Origin of the sequence: Pseudomonas persica, assembly GCF_900291015.1 — a bacterium.
Taxonomy (GTDB): Bacteria; Pseudomonadota; Gammaproteobacteria; order Pseudomonadales; family Pseudomonadaceae; genus Aquipseudomonas.
The window spans coordinates 55872-68267 of record NZ_OLKL01000051.1; the positions used below are offsets into that span (position 1 = coordinate 55872).

A 12396-nucleotide genomic window follows, 5' to 3' on the forward strand; every position below is an offset into this window, starting at 1 on the left:
CAAGCCAAACCACACACTGCACTTGCGAGGACACTATGGCCCGTTTCGGAACGCAAAAACTCTACATTGATGGTGCTTACGTCGACGCTGGCAGCGATGCCACTTTCGAAGCCATCAACCCGGCCACCGGCGAAGTCCTCGCCCACGTGCAACGTGCCACCGAGGCTGACGTCGAGAAGGCCGTCGAAAGCGCCGAACGTGGCCAGAAAGTCTGGGCCGCGATGACTGCCATGCAGCGTTCGCGCATCCTGCGCCGCGCCGTCGAGATCCTGCGCGAGCGCAACGACGAGCTGGCCATGCTGGAAACCCTGGACACCGGCAAGTCGTACTCGGAAACCCGCTACGTCGACATCGTCACCGGCGCCGACGTGCTGGAGTACTACGCTGGCCTGGTACCGGCCATCGAAGGCGAGCAGATCCCGCTGCGTGAATCGTCCTTCGTCTACACCCGCCGCGAGCCGCTGGGCGTGACCGCCGGTATCGGCGCCTGGAACTACCCGATCCAGATCGCCCTGTGGAAATCCGCCCCGGCCTTGGCCGCCGGCAACGCGATGATCTTCAAGCCATCGGAAGTCACCTCGCTGACCACCCTGAAACTGGCCGAGATCTACACCGAAGCCGGCCTGCCGAACGGCGTGTTCAACGTTCTGACCGGCAGCGGTCGCGAAGTCGGCACCTGGCTGACCGAGCACCCACGCATCGAAAAAGTCTCCTTCACCGGCGGCACCACCACCGGCAAGAAGGTCATGGCCAGTGCCTCGAGCTCGTCGCTCAAGGAAGTCACCATGGAACTGGGCGGCAAGTCGCCACTGATCATCTGCGCCGATGCCGACCTGGACAAGGCCGCCGACATCGCCATGATGGCCAACTTCTACAGCTCGGGTCAGGTGTGCACCAACGGCACCCGCGTGTTCATCCCGACTGAAATGAAGGCGGCCTTCGAAGCCAAGATCGTCGAACGCGTTGCCCGCATCCGCGCTGGCAACCCGGAAGACGAAAACACCAACTTCGGCCCGCTGGTCAGCTTCCAGCACATGGAAAGCGTGCTCGGCTACATCGCCAAGGGCAAAGAAGAAGGTGCCCGCGTGCTGTGCGGTGGCGAGCGCCTGACCGCTGGTGACTTCGCCAAGGGCGCGTTCGTGGCCCCGACCGTGTTCACCGACTGCACCGACGACATGACCATCGTCAAGGAAGAGATCTTCGGCCCGGTGATGAGCATCCTCACCTACGAAACCGAAGAAGAAGTGATCCGTCGCGCCAACGACACCGAATACGGCCTGGCCGCCGGTGTGTGCACCAACGACATCACCCGCGCCCACCGCATCATCCACAAGCTGGAAGCCGGTATCTGCTGGATCAACGCCTGGGGCGAATCGCCGGCCGAAATGCCGGTCGGTGGCTACAAGCAGTCGGGTGTCGGCCGTGAGAACGGCGTCAGCTCGCTGGCTCAATACACTCGCATCAAGTCGGTCCAGGTCGAGCTGGGCGGCTACAACTCGGTCTTCTAAGGCCCTGTACGGCCCCGCCCGTGCCACAGCGCACGGGCGTTCCCGCTCCCTGATCACCGCCAACACGAGGGTACTTTCATGTCCCAAGAATTCGATTACATCATCGTCGGTGCCGGCTCGGCCGGTAACACCCTGGCGACCCGCCTGACCGAAGACGCCGGCGTCACCGTACTGCTGCTGGAAGCCGGTGGCCCGGACTACCGTTTCGACTTCCGCACCCAGATGCCGGCCGCCCTGGCCTTCCCGCTGCAGGGCCGCCGTTACAACTGGGCTTACGAAACCGACCCGGAGCCGTACATGGACGGCCGCCGCATGGAATGTGGCCGCGGCAAGGGCCTGGGTGGCTCGTCGCTGATCAACGGCATGTGCTACATCCGCGGTAACGCCATGGACTTCGACGGCTGGGCAGAACTGCCAGGCCTGGAAGACTGGACCTACCTGGACTGCCTGCCGTACTTCCGTAAAGCCGAAACCCGCGACATCGGCCCGAACGACTACCATGGCGGCGAAGGCCCGGTCAGCGTGACCACGCCGAAAGCCGGCAACAACCCGCTGTTCCACGCCATGGTCGAAGCCGGCGTGCAGGCCGGTTACCCACGCACCGAAGACCTCAACGGCTACCAGCAGGAAGGTTTCGGTCCGATGGACCGTACCGTGACCAAGCAAGGCCGCCGCTCCAGCACCGCCCGCGGTTACCTGGACCAGGCCAAGAAGCGCCCGAACCTGACCATCGTCACCCACGCCCTCACCGATCGCGTGCTGTTCGATGGCAAGCGCGCCATCGGCGTGACCTACCTGGTTGGTGACAGCGAAGAGCGCGTCGAAGCCCGTGCCCGCAAGGAAGTGATCGTCAGCTCCGGCGCCATCGCCTCGCCGCAACTGCTGCAGCGCTCCGGCGTCGGCCCGCGTGCCCTGCTGGAAAGCCTCGACATCCCGGTCGTGCACGACCTGCCGGGTGTTGGCGAAAACCTGCAGGACCACCTGGAGCTGTACCTGCAGTACGCCTGCACCCAGCCGGTGTCGCTGTACCCCTCGCTGCTGTGGTGGAACCAGCCGGCCATCGGCGCCGAATGGATGTTCAACGGCACCGGCATCGGCGCCAGCAACCAGTTCGAGGCCGGTGGTTTCATTCGTACCCGCCCTGAATTCAAGTGGCCGAACATTCAGTACCACTTCCTGCCGGTGGCCATTAACTACAACGGCTCCAACGGCGTGAAGGAACACGGCTTCCAGGCGCACATGGGCTCCATGCGCTCGCCCGCCCGCGGCCGCATCCAGGCCAAGTCGAAGGACCCGCGCCAACACCCGAGCATCCTGTTCAACTACATGTCCACCGAACAGGACTGGCAGGAATTCCGTGACGGCATCCGCCTGACCCGCGAAATCATGGCCCAGCCGGCACTGGACCCGTACCGTGGCCGCGAGATCAGCCCGGGCGCACACGTGCAAACCGATGAAGAACTGGACAAGTTCATCCGCGAGCACGCCGAAACCGCCTTCCACCCGTCCTGCTCGTGCAAGATGGGCACCGACGACATGGCGGTGGTCGACGGCGAAGGCCGCGTGCATGGCATGAAGGGCCTGCGCGTGGTCGATGCGTCGATCATGCCACTGATCATCACCGGCAACCTCAACGCCACCACGATCATGATCGCCGAGAAAATCTCGGACAAGATCCGTGGCCGCAAGCCGCTGCCGCGCAGCACCGCCAAGTACTACGTGGCGGGCGATGCACCGGTGAAGGGCAAGGCGATGCGCGAGGTCAAGCAAGGCTGAGCCCTTGGCCTCGGTGAGGCAGGCCGGCTCACTGCCTGCCTCACCCACTGCTGCTATACCCACTGTCGCAGCATGCTCACATGGGCATGCCGACAACCCCGCCTGTTCCCCTCCTCGAACGTTGACCCTGCACGCGCTGGGCACCTGATCGCTCCCTTCTCCTCGCAACACCCTCTCGTCGCCTGTCGCCTCAACGAACCTGCCGTTGATGAAAAATCCGTCATGAATTTGGCATTCTGGCCTCGAGGTGCCATATTTTTGCGCTGGCCAGGAGGCCAGTTAAGCCAGATTGGCTTTTCCATACGAGAGGCAAACGAGAACGAACATGGACGGTTGGCAAATCGAGCTTCTTCATGCACTGGAACGTGTCAACGACGAGAACGCTATCTTCGCATTGATCATGGAGGCCAGCCTTGCACTGGATTTCACCTACTGCGCCTATGGCTTGCAGGTGCCCTATCCTATCTCCAGCCCCAAGGCGATCATGCTGAACAACTACCCTGCCTCCTGGCAGGAACGCTACAGCAAGGCCAGGTACCTGGAGAAAGACCCCACTATCGCCCTCGGCCGTCAGTCGGAGCGGCCCATCATCTGGAGCGATCAGCTTTACGCTCAAGCGCCCGTTCTGTGGGAGGAAGCCCGCGAGTACGGGCTGCGCAAAGGCGTGTCGCAGTCAATCCTCAACACCGGGGGAAGCTGTGCGATGCTCACCGTGGCGCGCAGCGATGCACCTATCAGCGAGCGCGAGTTGCACCAGAACGGCGACAAACTGCGCTGGCTGGCCAGCACCGCCCACGTCTCGCTTAGCTCAATTCTCAACCGCCGGCACCGGAACGCCGAAGCCCCGGAACTCACCGAGCGCGAGCGTGAAGTACTCAAATGGACGGCTGATGGCAAGTCGGCCAGTGAAATTGCCGACCTGCTCACGGTTTCCAAGAACACCGTCGATTTCCATATCAAGAATGCGGTGCGCAAGCTCAAAACGGCCAACAAGACCGCTGCGGTCGTCCGTGCGGCCATGCTTGGGCTGCTGTTCTGACGCCATGAGCAGTTCGGCAACATGACAGCCGAATGACAACCGCCCTACCCATTTTGGTAGGTTACACATCCAGTACCTGTTGTATCTAATAGCTCCGCCACCGAAAGTTTGCGGAGCCTAATAAATGGAATTCATCACGGGTACGCTGGAAACACTGGATGCCAGCCTGCGCTCGGCCATGGCGCAATATCGATATGAAGTATTTGTCCGCCAGCTCGGATGGGAGCTGGAGTGCGAAGTAGATTCGGAGTTTGATCAGTTCGATCGGGACGATACGGTCTATATTCTGGCCAGGGACAAACAGAAACAAGTGGTCGGCGTGGCGCGCTTGTTGAGCACTGCCACGCCTTACTTGCTCAGTGAGGTGTTTCCCGAACTCATGGCCGGCCAGCCGCTGCCCGCCAGCGAACAGGTCTGGGAGCTATCACGCTTTGCCGCCGTCGGCGACGCTTCTTCATGCCGTGCCGAACGGCAGATCTCCTCCCCCAACGCTATTGCTCTGATGCACGCGACATTGCGCTGCGCAGCGGCACATGGGGCGCGCAAGTTGATAACCGTGTCGCCGCTGGGTATCGAGCGCCTGCTGCGCAAGGTTGGCATAGAGGCCTCTCGCGCCGGCCAGGTCTGCACCAAATACGGCCAACCCTTGTACGCCTCCTGGATCACCGTGAACTGATCGGCGGGCGCTTCGCCCATGTGTCCACCTCACCTGACTGGAAAAAAAATGAGTCTCGACCTGATCAATGATCATTGGTATGCAAAAGCGACTGTGCGCAGCACACCGCGAATCATCGTCCCGGAATATGACGGTGAACAATTAATTTATCCCGTCTCCCGCTGTGCGATGTGTGAGCATCCGATCATTCAAGCTCACGGCAAGCACATCAGGAACTACCTGTTGACCCAGGCGGCCTATCAATTTTTGTATAACGTAGGACTACTGGAGACCAAGTTCATTATCCAGTGCTGCCTGGATATGTTGCACGACAAATTTCCGGGTATTGGCAATACGGAAAAACTGCAAGCGCTCACCGTGATTATCGACGAGGGGTACCACGCCCATGTGGCGCTTGATTACCTGACGCAGATGAATGAAAAAAGCGGTATCGAGGCTATCGAGGTACCGCAGAGCAATCAGAAGCTGGATGCGACCGCACGCGCCTATGCGCAATTGCCCGAATCGCTGCGTACCGAATTCCAGCTACTGGCCGTGACCATCGCAGAGAATGTGCTCACCGACGAAGTGGCCAACCTGGGACGCGAGCGTGAGCTGAGCCAGTCGTTCACTACGCTGATGGTTGACCATGTACGCGACGAAGGGCGCCATTCGCGGTTCTTCGCCGATCTGATGAAAAAGCGCTGGCCAACGCTGCCGGAAAGCACCCGCGAGCGCTTCGGCCTGATGCTCCCCGCCTATCTCGACGACTTCCTGGATATCGACCCCGAGCGACGCTTCGAACGCAGCATGCTGGCCCATTGCGGCCTGACGCCAGCACAGGCCGAACAGGTAATCCACGAATCCGACCCGACCTTCCATGCCGACCATGCGCGCATGAAGAAATCGATCCTGCAGCGTCTGTACCGGCTGTTGCGGCAGATGGGCATCCTTGACCTGCCCCAGGTCAGAGAGGCCTTCGCCGACCGCGACTACGTCAGCGCCTGACGGGAGGGCAGCAGCCGTGAAAACCCTGATCGTCGACAACTTCGATTCGTTTACCTACAACCTTTTCCAGTTCATGGGCCAGGTCTGCGGTGAAGAGCCTGATGTCTTTACCAACGACGTCTCCCCGGCGGAGATCGACCTGAACCGTTACGCCGCCATCATCATTTCACCCGGCCCGGGAACCCCGGCGCGCAAGGCCGATGTCGGCCTGAGCGAAGACATCATCCGCGATGCCGGCGTGCCTGTGCTGGGTGTGTGCCTGGGACACCAGTGCATGGCACACCTGCACGGGATGGACGTGGTGCACGCCCCTGAACCGATGCATGGGCGCCTGAGCCTTATCAAGCATGACGGCCAGGGCGTATTTGCCGGCCTGCCTGCCGACCTCACCGTGGTGCGTTACCACTCGCTGGTGGTGCGCCAGATCAAATCGCCGTTTGTCGTCAGCGCCTGGGACCAGAACGGCATGATCCATGGCATCCGCCACAAGGACAGGCCACTGCACGGCATTCAGTTCCACCCCGAATCCATCTGCACCGAAGCGGGCCTGCAAATGCTTGGCAACTTCCGCGACCTCGCACACCAGCACCAGGGTGGCCTTTGCTGACAGCCATCGTCAGCTTTTCCGGAGATCTAGATGAGCAACCGTGTCGAATTCCGGGCCTTTGACCATGTGCCCGACACCCTGGCGGCCTTCGAGCAAGAGTTCGCCCTGTCCCCGGCCCGCTTCCTGCTGGAAAGCAGTGTGGTGATTCCCGGGTTCTCCCGTTTTACCTTCATGGGTGACTCGCAAGGCCGCTGGGCCGAGGTGCTGCGCTACAAGCAGGAAAGCGCCAGCGTCGAGATCCGCCGCATGGAAGGTACCCAGCACGAGCCCGCCGAGGACTTTCTCGCCTGGCTCGGTGAGCGCATGCTTGCCCAGCGCACGCCCTGCCCTGACGAGTTGCCGTTCGACTTCAACCTGGGCTATGTCGGGGTTCTGGGCTACGAGCTGAAGGTGGCTACATTGGCCGACCCGGCCTGGACGTCTCCTGCCCCGGATGCGTGCTTCATGCTCGCCACGCGCATGCTGGTGATCGACCATCAGGAAAACCGCAGCTACCTGCTGCACCTGCTCAAGGATGACTACGACCAACCGGCTGCCAGGGCCTGGCTGGAGCAAGCCGGTAGCCGTTTGCAGGCCCTGCCTGCCGCCCAGCCCTTGGCCAGGCGCCCCCGACGCATGTCGCTGGACCAGGTGGAACAGTGGATCGCAGCCCACGCCAAGGCCCGCCACACCAAACCGGCGTACATTGAGAAAATCCTTGAGGCCCAGCGTCAGATCGTCGATGGCGAAACCTATGAAGTCTGCCTGACCAACCTGGTCGAACTGCCATTCGAGCATTCTGCCTATGCGCTGTACCGCATCATGCGTGAGCTCAGCCCGGCGCCCCACGCCGCCTACTACGCCATTCCCGGTTTCGAAATGGCCAGCTCGTCACCTGAGCGGTTCCTCAAGGTGGACCGTTCGGGCCAGGCCGAGGCCAAGCCGATCAAAGGCACCCGGCCTCGTAGCCACGATGCCAGGGAGGACCAGCGCCAACTCGACGAATTGCGCCAGGACGAAAAGGACCTCGCCGAAAACCTGATGATCGTCGACCTGCTGCGCAACGACCTGGGCAGGGTATGCCAGATAGGCTCAGTCAACGTGCCAGGACTGTTCGTGGTGGAGAGTTACTCGCACGCTCACCAGCTGGTCTCGACCATCCAGGGCCAGCTGAAACCCGGCATGCAGGCGCTGGACTGCATCAAGGCCAGTTTTCCCGGCGGCTCGATGACCGGCGCACCGAAAAAACGCACCATGCAGATAATCGGCGAGCTTGAGCAGGGCGCGCGGGGAGCCTACTCGGGCTCACTGGGGTGGCTTTCTCTGGGCGGAGCCTGCGACCTGAGCATCCTGATCCGCAGCGTGGCAGTACACAACGCCCAGGCTCGTTTCGGTGTCGGCGGGGCCATCACCGCATTGTCCGACCCGGAAAGCGAATACCTCGAGACGGTGGTCAAGGCCAGTGGCGTGGTAGAAGCAATCGCCCTGCTCGAAGAGGTGTGCGCATGACGACCGTACCCTACCCAGGCGAAAGGCATGCGATCGTCGTTGGCGCCGCCGGGTCGATAGGGCGAATGCTCTGCGAACAGCTGAGCGCAAGCGGATTGCAGGTGCTCGGCGTCGACCTGGCAACGATGCAGGCACCACAAGGCTATGAAGCCATGCAAGGCGATATCTGTGCGCCTTCCCCGCTCCTGTGCCAACGCCTGGCGAGCGCGCATCTGCTGGTGCTGGCGCTCTCGGAGAAGGTGCTGCTGCAGGCGCTTCCCGTGTGCTTGCCGCACCTGGCGCTGGACTGCCTTTTGGTCGAAACGCTGTCTATCAAGAACACCTTCGCCACGCTGATCCGTGATGTTTCGCTGCCGCAGGCTGTGGCCGGGCTCAACCCGATGTTCTCGGGGGACCTGTCGCCAGAAGGGCGACCGGTGGTGGTGGTGCCGTACCAGCCCGATGCGGCTCTGGACGACTTCTGCGAACGTCTGGAAAGCCGTGGCATGCGCCTGTTCATGCTAACCGCGCAGGAGCACGACCAGGCCATGGCCCTCCTGCAGACAGTTGGCCACTCCATGGTGCTCGCCTTCGGTCACACCTTGGCCGCCAGTGGTGTGCCGCTGGCGCAACTGATCGAACTGGGGCCACCGCCGTTCAAGGTCATGCTCTGCCTGCTGGCCCGCATGATGACCAACCACCCGGACGTGTACTGGGAAATACAGGCCGGCAACCCGGCTTCGGCAACAGCCCGTGAGCATGCCTTCACCCAGTTGCGACGTCTCGATGTACATGCACGCAACGACGCCCACGTCGAGTTCCTGGCCGCCATGGCCAGCCTTCGCAACCACCTCGAACCAGCCCAGCCACAACTGGCAGCAGGTTGCAGGCACTTGTTCGAAGTGGTCCAGGCGTATACGCCCGGCCCCGTGGGCGAGGGCGCAGGGCTGGGCAGCCATCGCGAACGAATTGATCGTATCGATGACCAGCTGATCGACCTGATCGCACAGCGGCTGAACATCATCCGTGAAGTCGCCGACAGCAAAAAAGGTAGCAGCACTGCCGTGATGCAGCCCGAACGGGTCCGCCAGGTGGTCAGCCGCTGCACCGAGCGCGGGCGCACCCTCAATGTGCCAGCAGCGCTGATCGAGCAGCTCTACCACGCCATCATCGAGCAGTCCTGCCAGATCGAATACGACGTCGTCGGCGGCCCTCGCCAGACCTTGTTCGACGTCACACCGGAAGTGTTTTCACAGACAGGAGTCCGCTGAACATGAACCAGGATAAGCAAAACGCCGGCCCGATCATCGAATGGCTGGCTCAGACCCTCGACCAGGATTACCAGTACCGTCAGGACACCCTGAGCCTGACTGCCAACGAGAACTACCCCAGCGAACTGGTACGCCTGACATCCGGTAGTACCGCCGGGGCGTTCTATCACTGCTCCTTCCCGTTCCCGATACCGCTGGGCGAGTGGCACTTCCCCGAACCAGGGCAGATGAACGAAATTGCCGACGACCTGCGCGGGCTGGCCCGGCGCATGCTGGGGGCGCAGGCATTCGACTGGCGACCCAACGGTGGCTCACCCGCCGAGCAGGCATTGATGCTGGCGGCGTGCAAGCCAGGCGAAGGCTTCGTGCACTTTGCTCATCGCGACGGTGGGCACTTCGCGCTTGAGCAACTGGCGAGCAAGATGGGTATCGAAATTTTCCACCTCCCGGTCGATCCGCGCAGCCTGCTGATCGATGTCGCCAAGCTCGATGACATGGTGCGCCGCAACCCGCACATCCGCATTGTCATCCTCGACCAGTCCTTCAAGCTGCGCTGGCAACCGTTGGCCGAGATTCGTGCCGTGCTGCCGGAATCATGCGCCTTGACCTACGACATGAGCCATGACGGCGGTCTGATCCTGGGCGGTGTGTTCGACTCACCACTGGCCTGCGGCGCCGATGTCGTTCATGGCAATACCCACAAGACCATCCCTGGCCCGCAAAAGGGCTACATCGCCTTCAAGTCCGCTCAGCACCCACTGCTGGTGGATACCTCGATGTGGGTGTGTCCGCACCTGCAGAGCAACTGCCACGCCGAACTGCTGCCATCAATGTGGGCGGCCTTCAAGGAAATGGAAGTGTTCGGGATGGCTTACGCACAGCAGATGGTGAAAAACGCCAAGGCCCTGGCGCAGCAACTGCACGAGCTCGGCCTGGAGGTTTCGGGCGAGTCGTTCGGCTTCACCGAAACCCATCAGGTGCACTTCGCCGTCGGTACGCTGCAGCAAGCGCTGGCCATGTGCGTCGACAGCCTGCATGCCGGTGGCATCCGTTCGACCAATATCGAGATACCCGGCAAGCCGGGCGTTCATGGTATCCGCCTGGGCGTGCAGGCCATGACCCGCCGCGGCATGCGTGAGGACGACTTCCGCCAGGTGGCCGGGCTGGTAGCCGATTTGTACTTCAAGCGCACCGAGCCTGCGCGGGTCGCCAGCCGGGTCAAGGAGCTACTGGCTGGCTTCCCCTTGGCCCCCCTGGCGTACTCGTTCGACGGGCAGATTGACGAAGCGCATCGCCATCTGATTGAGCGAGGTATCCAGCGATGAACGTGCTGACCCGGCTTTTTACCGCATCCCGGGAAATGACCCTTGGGCAACTCGTGGGCCATGTGCTGGTTGAAAGCCAGATCCATGACCTGTTCTGCATTCCTGGTGACTTCACCATGCAGCTGTCGCGGGAAATGCTGGGCACTCCCGGCCTGACCCTGCGCACCATGTCGCACGAGTACAGCACTACCCTCACCGCGCTGGGCTACGCGCTCGGAGGCCAGGCGCCCGGCGCCGTATGCTTCACCTACGGGGTGGGAGCCCTGAACGCCATCAACGGCATCGCCCAGGCCTACGTGGAACGCCTGCCGCTGGTGGTGATATCCGGCTCGCCCGGGCACAAGGAACGCCAGGGTTCGATGTTCGCTCACCACACCATCGTCGACCATGGCACCCAGCTGCGCCTCATGCAGGAAATCACCGTGCATCAGGCGTGCATCGACGACCCGCACCAGGCCCAGGACCAGCTGCGCGAAGCAATCGCCATCGCCCTGCATGAGTCGCGGCCGGTGTATGTGGAAATCCCTCGCGACCTGTTCCTGCACAAGGTGCGTCATACACCACGGCGCACACCACTGGAACGTCAACCAGCCCTGTTCGACCAGCACGCGTTGAGCGCGGCCGAACAGGCGGTGAAACTGCTCGACCAGGCACAGCAGCCGGTGCTGGTGCCTGGCCTCGATGTCAAACGCGGGCACCTCGGTGTCGAAGCCCTGGCGCTGAGCGAGGCGCTCGGACTGCCTTGGGTCGAAACACCGATGTCGCGGGGCGGCCTGCCGACCGCGCATGCCAACTATCGCGGCATCTACGCCGGCCCGGCCTCGCCTTCCCGCCTGACCCAGACGCTGGTCGACGGTTGCGACGTGCTGATGCTCCTTGGCGAACCCAACTCCGACGTCAACATGGGCATCGCCAGCCAGATTGCCAGTGGCCGGCTGATCCACGCCAATGACGGCGTGGTGATGGTCGGTCGCCAGCGCTACGAGCTGAGCACCGAGGCCTTCCTGCGTGCCTTGCTCGGCCTGGCCGCTTCGGCACGCCGGCATGGTAAGGCCTTGGCGCCTCTGGAAGCGGAGCAGACTGCCTTCATCCGCCCCGCTGCGCCAGAACAGCTGTTCGCATCTGACTCACCGTTGACCCCTTACGAAATAATCGATGAGTTGAACAGGGTGTTCAGCGCGCTTCCCGACCTTGACCTGATCGTCGACTGTGGAGATGCCTTCTTCATGTCGCTGGGCATGTTTCCACGCGACGTGCTGGCGTCTTCCCTGTACATGAGCATGGGCCTCGCCGTTCCAGGCGCCATTGGCTACCAGCTGGCAAGCGGCAAACGGCCTCTGGTGTTGGTGGGCGACGGAGCATTTCACATGACCGGCAACGAGCTGATGCACGCCGCCCGTTTCGGCACCAGCCCTATCGTGGTGATCCTCAACAACCGGCGCTGGACCTCGTTGTCCGGCAAGCCCCAGGACCGTCCACTGACCGAGCAGCCAGACCTGGAGTTCATCGACATGGCACGCTTCCACAAGGTGCAAGGTTTCACTGCACACACGTCGGAGCAACTACGCGAACAGCTTGCCGAAGCCTTGGCGATGGACCGTCCCGTGCTGATTGATGCCCGGGTTGCCCCGGATACCCGCTCGTACCTGTGCGAGCGTTTCTTCGATGCGGTGCAGAAACAGCAGCACCTGCCCAAAGCCTGAACACCCCGTGCCCCGTCACAGAATGGAGTCGTTTGAA

Annotated in this window: 10 protein-coding genes; all 10 read left to right on the plus strand. The window is 62.2% G+C overall.

The window, feature by feature from the left end:
* The first annotated feature begins 35 nt into the window (after positions 1 to 35).
* The 10 genes from betB (at position 36) to FQ664_RS24165 (ending at position 12359) form a co-directional block, all read left to right on the plus strand.
* Positions 36 to 1508 carry a betaine-aldehyde dehydrogenase gene (betB, locus tag FQ664_RS24120; RefSeq protein WP_144175420.1) on the plus strand — a complete coding sequence of 491 codons (1473 nt, stop codon included), beginning with the start codon at positions 36 to 38 and terminating at the stop codon, positions 1506 to 1508.
* 78 nt (positions 1509 to 1586) lie between these two features.
* Positions 1587 to 3284, plus strand: a complete 1698-nt coding sequence (gene betA, locus FQ664_RS24125; RefSeq protein WP_144175422.1) for a choline dehydrogenase — start codon at positions 1587 to 1589, stop codon at positions 3282 to 3284.
* Positions 3285 to 3609: 325 nt separating this feature from the next.
* The gene (locus FQ664_RS24130) at positions 3610 to 4323 is read left to right on the plus strand and encodes an autoinducer binding domain-containing protein (RefSeq protein WP_144175424.1); all 714 of its coding nucleotides are present in this window, start codon (positions 3610 to 3612) and stop codon (positions 4321 to 4323) included.
* 124 nt (positions 4324 to 4447) lie between these two features.
* Positions 4448 to 4999: an acyl-homoserine-lactone synthase gene (locus FQ664_RS24135; RefSeq protein ID WP_144175426.1), complete on the plus strand. Its 552-nt coding sequence runs from the start codon at positions 4448 to 4450 to the stop codon at positions 4997 to 4999.
* A gap of 48 nt (positions 5000 to 5047) precedes the next feature.
* Complete coding sequence (locus FQ664_RS24140) at positions 5048 to 5986, plus strand: diiron oxygenase (protein WP_178091045.1); 939 nt, start codon at positions 5048 to 5050, stop codon at positions 5984 to 5986.
* A 16-nt stretch (positions 5987 to 6002) separates the two neighbouring features.
* Entirely contained in the window at positions 6003 to 6593 is a 591-nt protein-coding gene (locus FQ664_RS24145; protein WP_178091046.1) for an anthranilate synthase component II, read from the plus strand.
* A gap of 30 nt (positions 6594 to 6623) precedes the next feature.
* Complete coding sequence (gene pabB / locus FQ664_RS24150) at positions 6624 to 8081, plus strand: aminodeoxychorismate synthase component I (RefSeq protein ID WP_144175432.1); 1458 nt, start codon at positions 6624 to 6626, stop codon at positions 8079 to 8081.
* Entirely contained in the window at positions 8078 to 9331 is a 1254-nt protein-coding gene (locus FQ664_RS24155) for a chorismate mutase (protein WP_144175434.1), read from the plus strand. Before pabB ends, FQ664_RS24155 begins: the two co-directional genes overlap by 4 nt.
* 2 nt (positions 9332 to 9333) lie before the next feature.
* Positions 9334 to 10656, plus strand: coding sequence for a PLP-dependent aminotransferase family protein (locus FQ664_RS24160; RefSeq protein ID WP_144175436.1), 1323 nt, complete (start codon positions 9334 to 9336; stop codon positions 10654 to 10656).
* Entirely contained in the window at positions 10653 to 12359 is a 1707-nt protein-coding gene (locus FQ664_RS24165) for a thiamine pyrophosphate-dependent enzyme (RefSeq protein ID WP_144175438.1), read from the plus strand. Before FQ664_RS24160 ends, FQ664_RS24165 begins: the two co-directional genes overlap by 4 nt.
* The last annotated feature ends 37 nt before the right edge of the window (positions 12360 to 12396 follow it).

Bases quoted from the DNA above. Each gene is read 5' to 3' on its own strand.
- betB (WP_144175420.1), top strand. From the start codon at position 36: ATGGCCCGTTTCGGAACGCAAAAACTCTACATTGATGGTGCTTACGTC.
- betA (WP_144175422.1), top strand. From the start codon at position 1,587: ATGTCCCAAGAATTCGATTACATCATCGTCGGTGCCGGCTCGGCCGGT.
- FQ664_RS24130 (WP_144175424.1), top strand. From the start codon at position 3,610: ATGGACGGTTGGCAAATCGAGCTTCTTCATGCACTGGAACGTGTCAAC.
- FQ664_RS24135 (WP_144175426.1), top strand. From the start codon at position 4,448: ATGGAATTCATCACGGGTACGCTGGAAACACTGGATGCCAGCCTGCGC.
- FQ664_RS24140 (WP_178091045.1), top strand. From the start codon at position 5,048: ATGAGTCTCGACCTGATCAATGATCATTGGTATGCAAAAGCGACTGTG.
- pabB (WP_144175432.1), top strand. From the start codon at position 6,624: ATGAGCAACCGTGTCGAATTCCGGGCCTTTGACCATGTGCCCGACACC.
- FQ664_RS24155 (WP_144175434.1), top strand. From the start codon at position 8,078: ATGACGACCGTACCCTACCCAGGCGAAAGGCATGCGATCGTCGTTGGC.
- FQ664_RS24160 (WP_144175436.1), top strand. From the start codon at position 9,334: ATGAACCAGGATAAGCAAAACGCCGGCCCGATCATCGAATGGCTGGCT.
- FQ664_RS24165 (WP_144175438.1), top strand. From the start codon at position 10,653: ATGAACGTGCTGACCCGGCTTTTTACCGCATCCCGGGAAATGACCCTT.